At 61.6% G+C, this 16,262-nt stretch carries 17 protein-coding genes and 1 pseudogene; 2 read left to right on the forward strand and 16 right to left on the reverse strand.

Going from position 1 to position 16,262, the window contains the following annotated elements; genetic code table 11:
* Positions 1-258 precede the first annotated feature (258 nt).
* From GZ092_RS14240 to GZ092_RS14270, 7 genes are all read right to left on the reverse strand, one after another.
* A complete protein-coding gene (locus tag GZ092_RS14240; protein WP_293637347.1) occupies positions 259-1,281 on the reverse strand; it encodes a putative sulfate exporter family transporter in 1,023 nt (340 codons plus the stop codon).
* Between the two features lie 32 nt (positions 1,282-1,313).
* Complete coding sequence (locus tag GZ092_RS14245; protein ID WP_293637349.1) at positions 1,314-2,312, reverse strand: Ldh family oxidoreductase; 999 nt, start codon at positions 2,310-2,312, stop codon at positions 1,314-1,316.
* Between the two features lie 3 nt (positions 2,313-2,315).
* Positions 2,316-3,245: an NAD(P)-dependent oxidoreductase gene (locus GZ092_RS14250; RefSeq protein WP_293637350.1), complete on the reverse strand. Its 930-nt coding sequence runs from the start codon at positions 3,243-3,245 to the stop codon at positions 2,316-2,318.
* Between the two features lie 12 nt (positions 3,246-3,257).
* Positions 3,258-4,238, reverse strand: coding sequence for a tripartite tricarboxylate transporter substrate binding protein (locus GZ092_RS14255; protein WP_293637351.1), 981 nt, complete (start codon positions 4,236-4,238; stop codon positions 3,258-3,260).
* 119 nt (positions 4,239-4,357) lie between these two features.
* Positions 4,358-5,533 (reverse strand): UxaA family hydrolase, encoded by a 1,176-nt coding sequence (locus tag GZ092_RS14260; RefSeq protein WP_293637352.1) that lies wholly within the window; start codon positions 5,531-5,533, stop codon positions 4,358-4,360.
* A 58-nt stretch (positions 5,534-5,591) separates the two neighbouring features.
* Complete coding sequence (locus tag GZ092_RS14265; protein ID WP_293637353.1) at positions 5,592-5,873, reverse strand: UxaA family hydrolase; 282 nt, start codon at positions 5,871-5,873, stop codon at positions 5,592-5,594.
* A gap of 190 nt (positions 5,874-6,063) precedes the next feature.
* Positions 6,064-6,810, reverse strand: a complete 747-nt coding sequence (locus GZ092_RS14270) for a GntR family transcriptional regulator (RefSeq protein WP_293637404.1) — start codon at positions 6,808-6,810, stop codon at positions 6,064-6,066.
* Between the two features lie 186 nt (positions 6,811-6,996).
* Here GZ092_RS14270 and GZ092_RS14275 point away from each other — a divergent pair, with 186 nt between their 5' ends.
* Entirely contained in the window at positions 6,997-7,602 is a 606-nt protein-coding gene (locus tag GZ092_RS14275; RefSeq protein WP_293637354.1) for a hypothetical protein, read from the forward strand.
* 13 nt (positions 7,603-7,615) lie between these two features.
* On the opposite strand, the gene GZ092_RS14280 is transcribed toward GZ092_RS14275, so the two are convergent.
* The 6 genes and pseudogenes from GZ092_RS14280 to GZ092_RS14305 all read right to left on the reverse strand — a co-directional run bounded on the left by GZ092_RS14280 (position 7,616) and on the right by GZ092_RS14305 (position 12,333).
* Positions 7,616-9,259, reverse strand: a complete 1,644-nt coding sequence (locus GZ092_RS14280; RefSeq protein ID WP_293637355.1) for a phosphoethanolamine--lipid A transferase — start codon at positions 9,257-9,259, stop codon at positions 7,616-7,618.
* 115 nt (positions 9,260-9,374) lie between these two features.
* Positions 9,375-9,571, reverse strand: a pseudogene (locus GZ092_RS14285) (hypothetical protein); the annotation flags it as partial.
* Between the two features lie 24 nt (positions 9,572-9,595).
* Positions 9,596-9,883 (reverse strand): BrnA antitoxin family protein, encoded by a 288-nt coding sequence (locus GZ092_RS14290; RefSeq protein ID WP_293637356.1) that lies wholly within the window; start codon positions 9,881-9,883, stop codon positions 9,596-9,598.
* The gene (locus GZ092_RS14295; protein ID WP_293637358.1) at positions 9,873-10,172 is read right to left on the reverse strand and encodes a BrnT family toxin; all 300 of its coding nucleotides are present in this window, start codon (positions 10,170-10,172) and stop codon (positions 9,873-9,875) included. The genes GZ092_RS14290 and GZ092_RS14295 overlap by 11 nt, the downstream gene beginning before the upstream one ends.
* Positions 10,173-10,284: 112 nt before the next feature.
* On the reverse strand, positions 10,285-11,154 hold the full coding sequence (gene fghA, locus GZ092_RS14300) for an S-formylglutathione hydrolase (RefSeq protein ID WP_293637360.1): 870 nt from the start codon (positions 11,152-11,154) through the stop codon (positions 10,285-10,287).
* 60 nt (positions 11,155-11,214) lie between these two features.
* Positions 11,215-12,333, reverse strand: coding sequence for an S-(hydroxymethyl)glutathione dehydrogenase/class III alcohol dehydrogenase (locus tag GZ092_RS14305; protein ID WP_293637362.1), 1,119 nt, complete (start codon positions 12,331-12,333; stop codon positions 11,215-11,217).
* A 324-nt stretch (positions 12,334-12,657) separates the two neighbouring features.
* On the opposite strand from GZ092_RS14305, the gene GZ092_RS14310 reads away from it, so the two are divergent.
* Entirely contained in the window at positions 12,658-13,542 is an 885-nt protein-coding gene (locus tag GZ092_RS14310; RefSeq protein ID WP_293637364.1) for a transporter substrate-binding domain-containing protein, read from the forward strand.
* A gap of 102 nt (positions 13,543-13,644) precedes the next feature.
* Here the strand turns inward: GZ092_RS14310 and GZ092_RS14315 are convergent, their stop codons facing one another.
* The 3 genes from GZ092_RS14315 to GZ092_RS14325 are packed head-to-tail and all read right to left on the reverse strand — an operon-like array spanning position 13,645 to position 16,202.
* Positions 13,645-14,061: an RNA-binding S4 domain-containing protein gene (locus GZ092_RS14315; protein ID WP_293637366.1), complete on the reverse strand. Its 417-nt coding sequence runs from the start codon at positions 14,059-14,061 to the stop codon at positions 13,645-13,647.
* Complete coding sequence (locus tag GZ092_RS14320) at positions 14,062-15,501, reverse strand: sensor histidine kinase (protein ID WP_293637368.1); 1,440 nt, start codon at positions 15,499-15,501, stop codon at positions 14,062-14,064.
* Between the two features lie 8 nt (positions 15,502-15,509).
* A complete protein-coding gene (locus tag GZ092_RS14325) occupies positions 15,510-16,202 on the reverse strand; it encodes a response regulator transcription factor (protein WP_293637370.1) in 693 nt (230 codons plus the stop codon).
* Positions 16,203-16,262 lie beyond the last annotated feature (60 nt).

Raw genomic sequence — 16,262 nt, forward strand, 5'->3', positions numbered from 1 at the left:
TCTTCAGTTCGATCGCATCCAGCTTGGCTTTTACGAAAAACCAGTCTTCTGAACCTATGACGCAGAATTGTGCAATTGGCTCTATTCAATAGCAATTGACATTTGAACAGCTTGGGTTTTAATGCGGCTTAGTCCCGACTTTATGGATTGGCATGGCAATAAAACATGCTTTGGTTTTTCAGGCTGACGGAGCCTTTGGCGCAGGGCGTCTGCGTTTCAAGCGCGTTGTCAAACGATGCAACCGCGTCCGTATCCGGCTCAAGGCTGACCCAGCTTCAGCAGCAAGATCGCCACCAGCACAAAAACCGCAATCATGAGGGTTTCGGTCACCAGCATCACCACGGGCTGCCAGCCCAGCTTTTTCAAATCTTCAAAACTGGTCTTGACGCCGGCTGCGGAAATCGCGATCACCAGGCATGCGCGCGACACGTCACTGGCACCGGCAACTACTACTGCCGGCACCATGCCGGTGCTGGCCACCAGCACCAGCACCATGAAGCCGATCAGGAAAGTGGGCACCAGCGGCACTTTTTCCTTTTTGCCGCCCCCGGCCGTGGCAGCCGCTGCATGCTTGCGGTAGAAAAAAGCAATCAACAGCACCACCGGCATCAGCAGCACGACGCGAAAAAGCTTGACCACGGTGGCAGCGTCGCCAGCCTCCTGGCCCATCATCATGCCGGCGGCCACCACCTGCGCCACATCGTGGATCGTGCCGCCCAGAAAAATACCCGACTGCACTGGCGACAGCGCCAGCAGTTGCATGAAGAACGGATAAAGCACCATGGCGGTGGTGGACAGCACCGTCACGCCGACCACCGCCAGAAGGGTGAAACGCTCGTTTTCTTTGGTTTGCGGCAGTACGGATGAAATCGCCATGGCTGCTGAAGCGCCGCAGATGCCGACCGACCCGCCCGACAAAATGCCTTCCTCCATCGGCCGCCCAAGCCAGCGTGCCAGCAGTAAACCCGTGCCAATCGTCAGGGCCACGGCCAGCACCAGCACGATGCCCACGCTCATGCCGAGGTGCGACACCTGACCCAGCGTGATACGGATGCCCAGCAGTGCCACACCGATCCGGAGCACGGTCTTGGCGCAAAAGGTGATGCCGCTGCGGGTGCTTTCCTGCAGCGACAAAAAATGCATCGACAGCCCGATCAGCAGGGCATACAGCAGTTGCGGGCCACCGTAGTGTTCCGACAAGAAGGTTGCTGACAGGGCAATCACGGCGCAGATCAGCACGCCCGGAATGATTCCCTTGAAGTTGCTGCCGCTCAATTGCATCAGGTGCTTGAAGGTTGCGTTAACAGGGGAACTCAGCTCAGGGCGCGGATGGCGTCTAGCGTTGCCGCCGTGACGTCGATGCCGCCGTCAGCACCTGCTTTGGCCATCAGGTCAAAACGCCGCTGGCCCGGAAGCCGCACGCCTTCGTCCACCAGCATGGCCGCCAGCAGGGCTTCGATGCGTTCGCCGTACACCGCCGTTCCGCCCAGCGCGGTCGGGTCAATCACGATAAAGGCCTGGCCCAGTCGGGGCTGGTTGCCTTCGTCCTCAAAGAATGTGTCGGCTTCGGCACCAAAATGTGCACCGGTCAGCGTGGTCACCAGCAGTTCGACAATCAGTGCCAGCATGGCGCCCTTGACGCCGCCCATGGGCAGCATTGAGCCTTCCAGGCCTTGTTTCGGGTCGGTGGTCGGGTTGCCATCGCTGTCGAGCGCCCAACCCAGTGGAATGGATTCGCCTTTTTTGGCCGCCACCATCAGTTTGCCGCGTGCCACTTCAGACAGCGACAGGTCGATGCTGACGGGGTTTTTGCCTTCGCGCGGAAAGATCGCCGCAATCGGGTTGGTGCCGAAAATCGGCCGTTTGCCGCCTGCTGCCGGCATGGCGGCTGGCGAGTTGCCGCAGGCAATGCCAACCATGCCGGCGCTGGCTACGGCGTCCAGGTGGTACGACGCCATGCCGAAATGGTGGCTGTTGGTGACGGCGGCAATGGCAATGCCGGTTTGCGCCGCGCGCGCAATGGCTTCATCAATGGCCAGTCGGCAGGCAGGAAAGGCAAAACCGTTGCAGGCATCGATCAGCACCGCACTGGCGCGCTGGTTCTTGATGACCGGCACGGCATCGCCAACGACGCGACCAGCTTTCAGGTGTCCGACATACATCGGCACCCGCGACAGTCCATGCGAGGGCAGGCCACTGGCTTCTGCTGCCAGCAGCGCAAGCGCCGTGGTACTGGCCTGCACGGGCGACGCACCGGCTTTTTGCAGCGCGGCTTCAACCAGGGATTTGAGTTCTTCGTAGGGATGCGGCATGGGTCAGGCTTTCAGGATGCGGGCCACTTCGGCCGCAATCAGGGTGGACACGCGCACATTGGACTCGGCAGTAACGCCCGCCACATGCGGCGTGAGGATGGCATTTTTGCAACCCTCCCACGGGTTGCCGGCGGCCAGCGGCTCGGGCTCGAAGACGTCGAAGGCGGCGCCGCCAAGACGGCCTTCGCGCAGGGCAGCCGCCACGGCCGCTTCGTCGGCAATGCCGCCGCGTGAGGTGTTGATGACCACCGCCCCTGGCTTCATTTGCCCGATGCGTTCGGCCGACAGCATATTGGCCGTGCCCGGCGTGAGCGGCACATGCAGGCTGATCACATCGGCTGACGCGATGAGTTGATCAAGCGCCGCGCAACGCACCCCGGTTTCGGACCACACCGGGCTGTCACTGGCCAGCATCGGATCATGGGCGATGACGGTCATGCCCAGACCTTGGGCCAAGCGCGCCGTCAGCCGGCCAATACCGCCAAAGCCGATGAGCCCGAGGCAGGTGCCGGAAATCTCGCGTCCGTTCGACAGGGCTGCCCGGGGCCATTGGCCGCTGGCAACCAGGTCGGTGGACAGGTAAACCCCGCGCAGCAACACCATGGCTGTGCCAATCACATATTCGGCAACGGCCAGCGCGTTGGCGCCGGTGGCGGGAATCACCTTCATGCCGCGTGCTTCGCAGGCGGGCACATCAATGTTGTCCAGGCCCACGCCGAGACGGCCAATCACCGTGGCTTTTGCGCAGGCCGCCAGCAGTTCGCCGCGAACCTGGGTGCGGTTTCGCACGATCACGGCATCCGCATCGGCGACTTCGCCCATCAGCCGGGCTGCATCGTCGACCAGCTTCGGGTCATACACGACATTGAACGATGCGCGCAATGAAGCGACTGCCGATTCGTCCATGAACTCGGTGATGACAATTTTTTTCATATTCATAGCTGTTTAGCCCGCCTGAATGTTGCGGACCTTGACGATTTCGCGCCAACGGATGACGTCCTTTTTGATCACTTCGCCGAATTCGGCAGGGCCAAGGCCGGTGGGTGTAAAGCCCATGGCAGCAACGCGATCCGATATTTCCCTGGACTTGACCGACTTGATCGCTTCGCTTGCCACCTTGTCGATGATCGCCTTGGGTGTGCCGGCGGGCATCATCAGGCCTGTCCAGTTTTCAAGCTCGACACCGGGCAGTCCGGATTCGGCAAATGTCGGTACGTCGGGCAGCAACGGGTGTCGCTTGGCGGAGGTCACGGCCAGCGCGCGCAGCTTGCCGGCTTTGACATAGGTCGAGCATTCCGGCAGGTTCGACACGATGAAATCGAGTTGCGAGCCCAGCAGGTCGTTCAGTGAAGGAGCGCCGCCCTTGTAGGGAATATGCGAAACCTCGATTTTGGCGTTCAGCGCCAGCAACTCCAGACCCAGATGCGGCGGGGTGCCGTTGCCACTGGAGCCGGCATTCAGACGCTTGGCGCGTGCCTGGACCAGAAATTCGGCCAGCGTTTTGGCCGGGTTGCTTTCGTTCACGACCAGCACCAGCGGGCTGGTAGCCAGATGGGCCACAGGCGCCAGGTTTTTTTCAAGGCTGTAGGGCAGGTTGGTGAACAGCGACTGGTTGACTGCATGGGCCAGCGTGATGGCCAGCCAGGTATAGCCGTCAGGCGGGGATTTGGCGGCCAGATCGGCGCCCAGGTTGGCGCTGGCACCGGCACGGTTGTCCACCAGAATGGATTGCTTGAGCGCCATGCCTGCGTTCAACGCAATCAGACGTGCCATCACATCGGTCAGTCCGCCCGGCGGGAAGGGCACGATGTAGCGAATCGGCTTGGACGGGTAACTGCTCACATCCTGGGCAAACGAAAGAGAGGGCACAAGCGACACGGCCGCAGCCGATGCAATCGCGTGAAGGGCAAAGCGCCGTGTGATCATTCAAAACTCCGTGGGTGGGTTGGGAACGGCTGCAGCGTGTGCCGCAGCAGGAAGGCCGGGCACACGCGCACACTCAGGCGCGCTGTGTAATCTTTTCCGTTAACGCTGGCTACTTGCGGTCAGGCGCTTTCGAACAGGCGGGTCATGACGAATTCGCGGTGGCCCAGTGCTTCGGCCGAGGTGAAGCGGCCGTTGACGGTTTGCATCATCATGTCGAGCAGCGCGTCGCCTGCGGCATCCATCGTCTGTTCGCGCTGCAGCAGGCCGGAGCAGTCCACGTCGATGTGCTCGCTCATCAGGCGCACGGTGCGCGGGTTGGCGCAGATCTTGATGACCGGCACAATCGCATTGCCGATCACGTTGCCCTGGCCGGTAGGGAACAGGTGGACCACGAAACCGGAAGCCGCGCACAGCGTGACCATTTCGGCAGCGGCAGACGACGAGTCCATGAACCACAGGCCGGGCTTGTCAGGGGTCACGGCCTTGTCGAGCACGCCATCGACCATGCACTTCTTGCCAATCTTCTGGATGTTGCCAAGGGCCTTTTCCTCGATGGTCGTCAGGCCACCGGCAATGTTGCCCTTGGTGGGCTGCGAATCGGACAGGTCGGTGGTGGCGTGGCGCTTGATCATGTCCTGGTAGTCGTCGAACATCTTCATGAAGTCGGTGCGTACCTTTTCAGTGCGGCAGCGCGCTGCAACCAGGTGTTCGCCGCCCGTCAGTTCGGAGGTTTCACCGAACACCAGTGTGGTGCCCAGGTCATACATTTTGTCGAAGGCATTGCCGACCGTCGGGTTGGCGCCGCAGCCGGAGGTGGTGTCGGATTCGCCGCACTTGGTGGACACCCACAGGTCGGAAATCGGGCATTCGACGCGATGGATGGCAGTGGCATGCTGGATCATTTTCTTCGCAGCCTGCGACGCACGCATGATGGTTTCATGGTCGCCATGGCCTTCAATGCCGAAGCCGATGACCGGCTTGCCGGTGGCGGCAATGCCATCGACCACGTTTTTGGTCCAGCTGTCTTCAATGCCGATGACCACCACGGCGGCGACGTTGGGGTTGGAACCCGCGCCGATCAGCGTGCGGAAATGCAGTTCCAGGTCGGCGCCGAATTGCAGGCGGCCATAAGGATGAGGAATGGCCATCGTGCCCTTGACCGCATGGGCGACCGCTTCAGCAGCGGCGTTGGACAAGTCGTCCAGCGGCAGGATGATGACGTGGTTGCGCACGCCGACGCGGCCGTTTTCGCGGCGATAGCCCCAGAAAGTCGTGTTGTTGTCGATGATGGACATGATGAAAAAACCTTGGATTGAAGTGGATGGACTGGCGGCAGTGGGGCAGTGGCGCGGCTTACCAGCGCTTGGTCTTGATGTTGTGGACGTGTGCATGGTCGCCAATGGCAATCGGCGCCACGACCTTGCCGATGTCGGTGCCGTACTTGATCACGGTGTCGCCTTCAGCCATCGTCTTGACCGCCACCTTGTGGCCAATCGGGATGGCTGCGTTGGCCTTGATGGTGATGGTGCGGTCGTCATCCAGGATCAGGGCGGTCATGTCCTGGCCTGCCTGAATGCCTTCAACAACGACGACAGCCACGCTGTCTTTTTCTTCGTGCAATACGCAATGGATCATTGAAATTCTCCGTGAGATGGATGAGGAAAGTGGGACGGGTTCCGTAACCCTGAAAAAGCACAACAACTTCTGTTTGCCAGATAAATATAGATCATCTATATGACTTTTCCATGCAGGGTTTTCCCTGGATTAGTGTCCAAATGCTTTTTTTTGGCGCTCAGCCCAGCCCGGCCGTCAGGTGTTCAGGCGCTCATTCCCTGGACGAGCGCGACACGTATTCCACTTGACGCGTGTCCACCATGGAAATACGCCATTCGCAGGGCAGGTTTTCAACCGTGTAGGCGACGCGTTCAATACGCATCACGGAAGTGCCCGCTTCAAGGCCGAGCAGATCGGCGCTTCGGCTGTCTGCATTTTCTGCGCGCAAGCGTTCGTTGGCGCCGGCCACGGTAATGCCGAAGTCGCGCTGGTATAGCTCATAAATCGTTCCGCTGCGCATCTCCAGTTGCTCGCGGGTCAGGCCGTCAAAAAGCTGGGCGTCGATGGTAATGCGGTCGTGAACCGTGGCCTGGCCGTTGAGAGACAGTACGTTTTCTATCCGGAAAACCTTGGCGTCACCCGACAGGCCGAGCGCTTTGGCTTCCTCGTTGGTGGCGGCGGCGCATTCAAAGGAAACGAGCGTGACCGACGGGTATTCAAATTTTCCGCTGCGATCAGCCAGCTTGAAAAACTGGAACAGGAAACGTTCCTGGTCCAGGTTGCGAACAAAGGTGCCGCGTCCCTGGTAACGCACCAGGATGTTTTCGGCCACCAGTTCCTCAACGGCGCGGCGCAAGGTGCCAATGGATACGCCGAATCGCAAGGCCAGTGCTTTTTCATTGGGAAACTTCACGCCGGGTGTCAAAACACCTGAAGCGATTTCAGAGATAAGGATCCTTTTGACTTTGCGGTAGAACAGGGGTTCTGAGGCGGAAGATGGGTTGCTAAGGCTGTTCATGCAGGCATCATGCCTTTTTCTACGGGCCTTATTCACACAGGCAGACTGCAAACCATGGTCATCTAGCCTGGTAAGCCTCGTTGTCCTGCTGTTCACGGCCGAAAATGCCGGGTGACTACACTTCGGGCTTCGCCTTTGTACTTTTCCGCTTTTTCGTTTTCCAATCTTTCCGAAAAAACCGTACCCATGGATATTTTTATGCTGGCGATGCTTGTCGCCATCGCCGCGCACATGCTCAAGTCAAAATACCAGCGCGGGCGCATTGCCTTGCTGGGCAGCCACCTTGGGAAATACCAGATTGAAAAACTCATGGAAACGCTGAGCGAAGGCTACATGCGGGCGCTGGGTGAATCCGATGTTCAGCGCCGCGAACAGATTTTCAACCTGCTTGGCAGTACCGAGGCTTCGCTGTGCGACCAGCTCAATCGCTTCAGCGCCGAGTTTTCAAAAGTGGATGAAGCCGAGACCCGGGTCAGCAAGCTGCCGCTAGCTATTCCCTATGCCGACAAGCTGTTTCCCACCGCCACGTTTGATTTGCGCAAGGCCCTGGCGATTCATGCGCAGGGCATTGCCCAGGCGGCAAGAAATGGCGGCAACCGCAGTCCCAAGGCCAAGGCGTTTACTGTGTCGGCCGAGCTGTTCCTGCTGCAGCACACCTGTCACTGGTTCTGCAAGTCCAAAACGGTGGCGTCCGCCCGCATGCTGGGCCGGCAAAAAACATCCTATGAGCAAGTCGTGAACGCCGTGGCGCCCGAGACCCGCAAGGCCTATTGCGCCCTGGCGGGGTGCTGAGCCCGGCCGCTGGCTACGGCGAGGCCGGGCGACCCGCGGCCGTGCCGGGCTTGCAGTGGGCGTAGATGTCCAGCCCCGGCTGGTAAACGCGGGTCTGCACGTTCATCAGGCCCAGCACCGAATGAAAATAGTTGTCGTGGCTGATCGGCGCTTCAAGCTGCTGTTGAAGGCAAGCGGTGGTGATCTGGCTGCGCTGCTCGAATCCTGGCGACAGCCAGGTGATCCACGGCACATGCTTTTGCACGTCGGGCGCCACGCTGTAGGGCATGCCATGCAGGTAGAGGTTGTTTTCGCCCAGTGACTCGCCGTGGTCGGCCAGGTAGAGCAGGGCGGGCGAGGCAAGCGGCTCCTGCGCCTTGAGCCACTGGATGGCAGAACCCAAGACATGGTCGGTATAAACGATGCTGTTGTCGTAGGCATTGACCAGCCCCTGCTGCGTGCAGCTTTGCAGGGCGTTGTCGGTGCATTCGGGCAGGAATTTCTTGAACGCTGCCGGTGACCGCTTGAAATACGCCGGCCCGTGGCTGCCCATCTGGTGCATCACCACCACCACGCCTTTGGCCCGGCGCTCGGCGGGCAGGGCGGCAATGCGCGCATCCAGGCCTTGCAGCATGACTTCGTCGAAGCATTCACCGCCGTCGCACAGGCCGGGCACTTTCAGCGCGCTGGTATCGACATGGGGAACGCGGTCGCAAACGCCCTTGCAGCCCGACTGGTTGTCGAGCCAGAGCACGGCCAGGCCGGCATGCTGCAGCACGTCCATCAGGCCCTCGTAATTGGCCGGGCGCGATTCGTAGTTTGCCCGCCCGAAGTGGGAAAACATGCACGGCACCGAAGCCGCCGTGCTGGTGCCGCACGACCAGGCGTTGCGCTGGCTGGCGATGTTTTCCTTTGACAGTTCGGGCGTGGTCGGGCGGTCGTAGCCGTTGACCCCGAAATTGACACTGCGGCCGGTTTCGCCCAGCACCAGCAGCAACAGGGGCGGCTTGGTTTGCGCCGTGTAGCTGGCGCCCAGCGTGGCGTCTTCGCCCAGCGGCAGAATGGCCGACTCGTCGCGCTGAAAAGGCCTGGCCGCCACCGAGCCCAGCGCATAAAAGGAATTGAGCGGGTTGATCAGGTAGCGCACCTGGGGGTAGTTGCGCATCACCGAGGCAATGCTTTGAAAGAAAAGCACCAGCACCACGACCAGCAGGGCGCAACTCGCCAGCAGGGCGGCGAGGTTGGAGACCGCCTGGCGTGTCGGGTTTTGCAGACGGATATGCTGGCGCCACAGCAGCACGCAGGGCAGTACCGCCAGCACCAGCACGGTGGCCAGCAGGCGCCAGTTCAGCAGGTCGCGCGTTTCGCGCATATCGGTCTGCAGCGTGTTGATCATCATGGCCTTGTCGATGACGACGCCATAAGCCATCATGAAATAGGCGCCGAAAGCCGCCGACACGCAAAACAGCATGATGACCGGCTTGAGCGTCCAGCGCCAGGCCAGCAGGCTGAGCAATCCGGCCGTGGCCAGCCCGATCACCAGCCCCAGCGCCACACTGACCGTGACCGCCTGGCCGCTGGTCAGGTCGGGCAGCCGGGCCAGCGCGCGCCACAGCGCCACGTTGCAAATGGTGGCGATCCAGAAACTGGCGAGCACGACCACCCAGAGCGGCCGCATGCCGGCAAGGCGTGGCCCGGCCTTCAAACTTGAGGCCGCAAGGGCAGGCTGGGCAGCGTGTGGGGCAGGAGTAGGCGAGTGCAACGGCATAGCGCGGCATTGTAGGATCGCAAGCTTAGCCTCGCCTTAAAACTTGAGTCTGCAACTGCCTGGCGTGGTGCCTCAGGTGGTCGGCCATGAAGGTGGCGATGAAGTAGTAACCGTGGTCGTAGCCGGCATGGCGGCGCAGGTTCAAGGGCTGGACGGGGCCCAAACGGCTTCAAATCGCTCTGGATGCTGCTGGTTGAGCAAAAAATTGTCAGTCCAGCCTTGCCATGCTTGGCTTTTTTCCATCATTCAACCGGGTGAGTGTGTGTGCAGCCAGTCCTTCAGCGCATCATTCATGCGCGTTTGCCACCCAGGCCCGGCGGCGCGGAAGGCGGCCAGCACCTCGCGGTCAAGGCGAATCGCCACCTGCTCCTTGGTGGCGCCGCCAGCCGGGCGCCCGCGCTTGCGATAGGCGGTCACGCCAGCGCTTAATTCCTCATCACTGGCCGGGCGTTCGTCCTCATCCGCGCCATCCCAGACGAAGTTTTTGGCAGCCGGCACCGCGCGCACGGCGGCCAGCACTTCCTTACGGCTCAATGCATTCGTTTTCAAGCCAGGCATCGTAAACCTCACGTTCCTTGTGGCTTGCCGGGCGAAAGCTGATGACGCGCGTTGCACCTTCGCGCTCGGTGTGAACCACCGTCAACACCGCCAGAAAGCCCAGTGCGTAGGAAATCGACTGCATCCGCGACTCGCCGCCGCGCACCACTGCCATGTCCAGGCGAAAGCGCGATTCGAGCACTTCGCCCGCATCGCCAAAATCCAGCCCATGCTTGACCAGGTTTGACCGGCGCTTGGCCTCGTCCCAGATCAGTTTGATTCCCATCCATTTACTGTAGATGCATTAATTCTAAGGTCAACCCATTGTTGTCGATGCACTTTGTGCTGCAAACCCATTCCACCCGAATCGTCCACCAAGACTGCGGCTCCAACTGGATTTATGTTCCTGCTTGTGTCAACTGCCTAACGTGGTGCCTCAGGTGGTCGGCCATGAAGGTGGCGATGAAGTAGTAGCCGTGGTCGTAGCCGGCATGCTGGCGCAGGCTCAAGGGCTGGCCGACTGCGGCGCAGGCGGCTTCGAACAGGTCCGGATGCAACTGGTCAGGCAAAAATTTGTCGGCCAGGCCCTGGTCGATCAGGATGCCGGCGGGGTAGGGCGCGCTGGCGCTTTGCTGCATCAGCGCGCTGGCATCGTGGGCCAGCCAGTCCGATTCGTCAGCGCCGAGGTAGCCGGTGAAGGCTTTGCGGCCCCACGGGCACTGGCTGGGTGCGCAAATCGGCGCAAAGGCCGACACGGACTTGAACAAGTCCGGATGCCGCAGCGCCAGCGTCAGGGCGCCATGGCCGCCCATCGAATGGCCGAAGATGCCGATGCGTTCGGCGTCAATCGGCAGCGCGCCTGTCAGCAGCGGCAGCAGTTCGGCGGTGATCCAGCTTTCCATGCGGTAATGCTGCGCCCATGGCGCCTGCGTAGCGTCGAGGTAAAACCCGGCGCCCACGCCGAAATCCCAGCTTTCAGACTCGCCCGGCACTTTGGCGCCGCGCGGGCTGGTGTCGGGCGCAATCAAGGCCAGGCCCAGCTCGGCGGCCAGGCGCTGGGCGCCTGCCTTGGCCATGAAGGTTTCCTCGTTGCAGGTCAGGCCCGCCAGGTAAAGCAGCGCGGGGACCGGGCCTGTTGAAGCCTGCGATGGCAGGAAAACCGAGAACTTCATCGGCAGGCCGATTTCGCTGGACCCGTGCTGGTAAAAGCGCTGCCTGCCGTTGAAGCAGGCATGTTCGCTGAGCAGTGCCAAGGGGCTGGAATTCATCGATACTCCTGATTTGATAGCTGCCTGCGCACGTCCAGTATGCGCAAAAGGCCTATTTGGTTAATAAATAACGACGCCGCGAATCGATTCGCCGCTTTTCATCAAGTCGAAGCCCTTGTTGATGTCTTCGAGCGGCATGGTGTGGGTGATGAGGTCGTCGATGTTGATCTTGCCTTCCATGTACCAGTCAACGATTTTCGGCACGTCGGTGCGCCCGCGCGCGCCACCGAAGGCCGAACCTTCCCAGTGGCGGCCGGTGACGAGCTGGAACGGGCGGGTCGAGATTTCCGCGCCGGCCTCGGCCACGCCGATGATGATGCTGCGGCCCCAGCCCTTGTGCGTGCATTCGAGCGCCTGGCGCATCACCTTGGTGTTGCCGATGCACTCAAAACTGTAATCCGCGCCGCCGTCGGTGAGCTGGACAATGGCGTCGACGATGTTGCCGCCAGCCGCTTCGATGTCCCTGGTGTTCAGAAAATGCGTCATGCCAAACTTGCGCGCCATGGCTTCGCGCGCCGGGTTCAAATCGACGCCGATGATCTTGTCGGCGCCGACCATTTTGGCGCCCTGGATCACGTTCAGGCCGATGCCGCCCAGGCCAAACACGACCACATTGGCGCCGGCCTCGACCTTGGCGGTGAACAGCACCGCGCCAATGCCGGTGGTGACGCCGCAGCCGATGTAGCAGACCTTGTCGAAGGGCGCGTCCTTGCGGATCTTGGCCAGCGAGATTTCAGGCGCCACCGTGTAGTTGCTGAAGGTTGACGTGCCCATGTAGTGAAAGATCGGCTGGCCGTCCAGGCTGAAGCGGCTGGTCGCATCGGGCATCAGGCCCTTGCCCTGGGTGCCGCGAATCAGCTGGCACAAATTGGTCTTGCGCGACAGGCAGAACTTGCACTGTCGGCATTCGGGCGTGTAGAGCGGAATGACATGGTCGCCCTTTTTGAGCGACGTGACGCCGGGGCCGACATCGACGACGATGCCCGCGCCTTCGTGGCCGAGGATGGCCGGGAAGATGCCTTCCGGGTCGGCGCCCGAGAGCGTGTAGTAGTCGGTGTGGCAGATACCGGTGGCCTTGATCTCGACCAGCACCTCGCCGAACTTCGGGCCTTCAAGGTCAACGGTTTCAATGGTCAGGGGCTGGCCTGATTTCCAGGCGACGGCGGCTTTGGTTTTCATGGATAAAAATGGGTTGGGGGCTTGCGCGCAGGGTGAACGGAGAAGAATTGGCACTATAAGCCAGCGCTGCCCCCAGGCGCTGCCTGGCGTTGCAAGGCCCGGCCTCCAAGCGGTCATGAACACATCGGGCTGGCAGAGAAATTGCATGGCAGTCCCCGGCCTGTGCGGAACTGCGCCCGGTTTCTGGCCCGTTCAAGGCTTGGGTAAACCATAGGCTTGCATACCCGGTTTATGGTGAAAATCAGCCTCACGCACCGGGGTTGTTTGCAGTGGAAAATTTTTTCCTGACAGGCAAGCGCCTTTACTTTTTTGAAAGAAAAAAGCATGAAATTCTCGATTCTGATGACCGCCGTTTTGCTGACCTCCGGTCTGGCCACCGCAGCCAGCGCGCAGACCCTGCAAAAAATCAATGACAGCAACAAGATCACCGTGTCCTACCGCGAGGCGTCGGTGCCTTTCAGCTACCTGATCGGCTCGTCCAAGTCGGTCGGCTTTGCGGTTGAACTGACCGACGCCATCGTGGACGACGTGCGCAAAAAGCTCAAGAAGCCGAACCTTCAAGTCGCCACCATGCCGGTCACGTCGCAAAACCGCATTCCGCTGCTGGTCAACGGCACCTACGATCTCGAATGCGGATCGACCACCAACAACAGTACCCGGGCCAAGGACGTTGCCTTTGCCACCAACCATTTCTACACCGGCACGCGCTTGCTGACCAAGAAAAGTTCGGGCATCAAGAACTATGCCGACCTGGCCAAAAAGACGGTAGCCAGCACCACCGGCACCACCAATGCGCAGGTGATTCGCAAGTACAGCGCCGACAAGAACCTTGACATGCAGTTGATCCTGGGCAAGGACCATGACGACTCGTTGCTGCTGGTGGAAAACGACCGCGCCCTGGCGTTTGCCATGGACGACATTTTGCTGTTCGGCCTGATGGCCAACTCCAAGAATCCGGCGGCGCTGGAAGTAGTGGGCGACTCGCTACAGGTCGAGCCCTATGCCTGCATGCTGCGCAAGGACGACCCGGAATTCAAGAAGCTGGTCGATGGCACCATCAACCGCCTGATGAAGTCGGGCGAATTCGAGAAGCTTTACACCAAGTGGTTCATGTCGCCAATTCCGCCCAAGGGTGTGAACCTGAACCTGCCGATGAGCGAGCAGCTCAAGGCCAACCTGAAGGCCATGAGCGACGCGCCTGCGTTGTGATTGCGAAACAAAAAACCTTCTTCCGCAACAGCCATGGGCGCAAGCAGCTATTAAAAACGTAGCAATTTGCTGGCGGTCGGCCTGCGCTCGGCCAGCGGTCGGTCAGCGGTCCGCCGAAGCGCTCCAGCGGTTGTCCCAGTCCTTGCCTTGCGCCTTGTCCAGGCTGCGGCGGTCGCGCTTGGTGGGCCGGCCGTGCTCCAGGCTGCTGGCCGGGTCGCTGGTCAGGTGCCGCTGTTCGGTGGCCCGGGCCTTGAGCGCCAGGCTTTCTTCGGTTTCTTCATAAAGCTGCTGGGCCACCGGCGCCGGGCCGCGCTGGCTGCTGATGCCGCGCACCACCAGCGTGCGGATGAGCGTTCCCTGCCGCAGCGCCACCGTGTCGCCCGCCTTGACCTCGCGCGAAGGCTTGGCTTCCAGGTCATTGACGCGCACGCGTCCCTTGTCGATTTCCTCGACGGCCAGCGAGCGCGTCTTGTAGAACCGGGCCGCCCAGAGCCATTTGTCGATACGCAATTTTTCCATTCATCTTCCTCCTGAATTCATATTCTGGACCAGCGGCAGTCGCACCGTGGCGTCCAGGCCCATCACCCTGCCATGCGCAAGCCGATTTTCCAGGGCAATGCCGCCGCCCAGCGCCTGCACAATTTCCAGGCAGATGGCCAGTCCCAGGCCGGAGCCGTGGGGAACGTCGCCTGCGGAAAAGGGCTGGTAGAGCCGCACCGCCAGTTCGTCCGGAATACCGGTGCCGCTGTCGCTGACGCTCAACATCACGTGGTGTTCCTCGCAAGTGGTGCGAACCGTCAGCGTGCCGCCCGCCGGCGTGTGCTTGATGGCGTTGTGCAGCAGGTTGCGCGTCAGTTCGCCCAGCATCCATTCATGCGCCTGCACCCGGCCGGGCTGCGTTTCAATGCCAAAGTCGATGTCTTTTTCGGCAATCAGCGGCGACAGGTCCAGCGCCACCTGCCGCGCCACCCGGGCCAGGTCAATGGCCTGCGGGTCGGGCTGCTGGCGCAGTTGCTCGACCTTGGCCAGCGCCAGCATCTGGTTGGCCAGCTGCGTGGCGCGGTCTACCGTCTGGCTGATGTCGGCTAACGCCTCGGTGGCGTCCTGGTCGCCGCGCAGCGCCGACTGCACCTGCACCTTGAGCACCGCCAGCGGCGTGCGCAGCTGGTGGGCAGTGTCGCGCACGAAGCGCTTCTGGTTTTCCAGCAGGTGCTGCAGCCGGCCCATCACCTGGTTGGTGGCATCGACCAGCGGCAGCAGTTCACGCGGCGCACCGTGCGCGTCAATGACGCTCAGGTCGCCTTCGGGCCGGGCCTGCAGCTCGGCGCTGAGACGGCGCACCGGCCGCGTGGCGCGTTGCACCACGACCACGACCACCAGCGCAATCACCGCCAGCAGCAGCGCCTGGCGCCACAGCGTGTCCACCAGGATCTTGCGCGCCAGGGTGGTGCGCAGTTCGAGCGTTTCTGCCACCTGGATGACGGCCATGCCGCGGCCTTTGGAACTGGCGACCGGCTGCAGCAGCACGGCGACGCGCACCGCATCTTCACCAAACACATCGTCGTAAAAATCTACCAGTGCCGAATACGGAGGCCTGGCCGGAATGCGGCCGCGCCAGAAAGGCAGCGCAGCAAAACCCGACACCATCTCGCCGTCCAGGCTCGACACCCGGTAAAACAGGCGGCTCTGGTTGTCGGCCTCGAAGGCTTCAAGCGCGGCATAGGGCACGGCGACGCGCAGCACGGACAGCTCGTCGTAGCCGGTCACCTCAAGCTGCTCGCCAATCGACTTGGCTGAAGCCAGCAGTGTGCGGTCATAAGCCGTGTTGATGGCGCTGAATGCCTGGCTGTACAGCCCCACGGCGTTCACGATGACCAGCAGGCCGACGGGCAGCAAAATGCCAAGCAACAGATATCTGCGAAGAGAGACGGCTCTGAAGACGGCTCTGGCGTGGTTCATTCCATGGCTCACGCATCGACCTTCAGCAAGTAGCCCAGGCCGCGCAGCGTGACCAGCGTGACGCCGGTGCCCGCCAGCTTTTTGCGCAGCCGGTAAACCACCACTTCGACGGCTTCGTACTGCACTTCGGCTTCCCCCGGAAAAACCAGCTCGAAGAGCTTTTCCTTCAACACCGCATGGCCGGGCTTGACGATGAGCGCCTGCAGCAGCGCCAGCTCGCGCGGCGTGAGTTCCAGTACCAAGCCTTGGTTATAGATGGCGCCACTCTCTTTTTCATAGCGAAGTGTGCCCGCCAGGTAAGCGGTGGAGCCTGATTCAGTGTTGGATGCCGGGCGGCGGCGGATCAGGGCGCGCAGCCGCGCCTCCAGTTCGTCCAGGTCGAACGGCTTGGGCAGGTAGTCGTCTGCGCCTGTGTTCAGCCCGATGATGCGGTCACCCACCGTGCCGCGCGCCGTCAGGATCAGAACCGGCGTGAGCAGCCCCTGGCGGCGTGCCTGCGCCAGCACCTCCAGGCCGTCCAGTCCGGGCAGGCTGAGGTCGAGCACCACCACGTCGGGCTGGGCGGCCGTCCACTGCGCCAGCGCCAGCCGGCCGTCGGTGCAGGCGCACACGTTCATGCCGCGCCGGCTCAGGGCGCGCTGCAAGGCGGTCTGCATGGCGTCGTCGTCTTCGATCAGCAACAGTTTCAGCAGGGAACTCATGGCCGGACATTAGCACTTTCCCCTAGGTATCCGGACAGCCACTTGACAGCCAGACGCGGC

This window comes from Polaromonas sp., from assembly GCF_010365105.1.
In the GTDB taxonomy this organism is placed as follows: Bacteria; Pseudomonadota; Gammaproteobacteria; order Burkholderiales; family Burkholderiaceae_C; genus Polaromonas.

Bases quoted from the DNA above. Each gene is read 5' to 3' on its own strand.
- fghA (WP_293637360.1), bottom strand. From the start codon at position 11,154: ATGAATTCCAGCCCCTTGGCACTGCTCAGCGAACATGCCTGCTTCAAC.
- GZ092_RS14315 (WP_293637366.1), bottom strand. From the start codon at position 14,061: ATGGAAAAATTGCGTATCGACAAATGGCTCTGGGCGGCCCGGTTCTAC.
- GZ092_RS14255 (WP_293637351.1), bottom strand. From the start codon at position 4,238: ATGATCACACGGCGCTTTGCCCTTCACGCGATTGCATCGGCTGCGGCC.
- GZ092_RS14275 (WP_293637354.1), top strand. From the start codon at position 6,997: ATGGATATTTTTATGCTGGCGATGCTTGTCGCCATCGCCGCGCACATG.
- GZ092_RS14310 (WP_293637364.1), top strand. From the start codon at position 12,658: ATGAAATTCTCGATTCTGATGACCGCCGTTTTGCTGACCTCCGGTCTG.
- GZ092_RS14305 (WP_293637362.1), bottom strand. From the start codon at position 12,333: ATGAAAACCAAAGCCGCCGTCGCCTGGAAATCAGGCCAGCCCCTGACC.
- GZ092_RS14265 (WP_293637353.1), bottom strand. From the start codon at position 5,873: ATGATCCATTGCGTATTGCACGAAGAAAAAGACAGCGTGGCTGTCGTC.
- GZ092_RS14245 (WP_293637349.1), bottom strand. From the start codon at position 2,312: ATGCCGCATCCCTACGAAGAACTCAAATCCCTGGTTGAAGCCGCGCTG.
- GZ092_RS14280 (WP_293637355.1), bottom strand. From the start codon at position 9,259: ATGCGGCCGCTCTGGGTGGTCGTGCTCGCCAGTTTCTGGATCGCCACC.
- GZ092_RS14320 (WP_293637368.1), bottom strand. From the start codon at position 15,501: ATGAACCACGCCAGAGCCGTCTTCAGAGCCGTCTCTCTTCGCAGATAT.
- GZ092_RS14270 (WP_293637404.1), bottom strand. From the start codon at position 6,810: ATGAACAGCCTTAGCAACCCATCTTCCGCCTCAGAACCCCTGTTCTAC.
- GZ092_RS14260 (WP_293637352.1), bottom strand. From the start codon at position 5,533: ATGTCCATCATCGACAACAACACGACTTTCTGGGGCTATCGCCGCGAA.
- GZ092_RS14250 (WP_293637350.1), bottom strand. From the start codon at position 3,245: ATGAAAAAAATTGTCATCACCGAGTTCATGGACGAATCGGCAGTCGCT.
- GZ092_RS14325 (WP_293637370.1), bottom strand. From the start codon at position 16,202: ATGAGTTCCCTGCTGAAACTGTTGCTGATCGAAGACGACGACGCCATG.
- GZ092_RS14240 (WP_293637347.1), bottom strand. From the start codon at position 1,281: ATGCAATTGAGCGGCAGCAACTTCAAGGGAATCATTCCGGGCGTGCTG.
- GZ092_RS14295 (WP_293637358.1), bottom strand. From the start codon at position 10,172: ATGGGAATCAAACTGATCTGGGACGAGGCCAAGCGCCGGTCAAACCTG.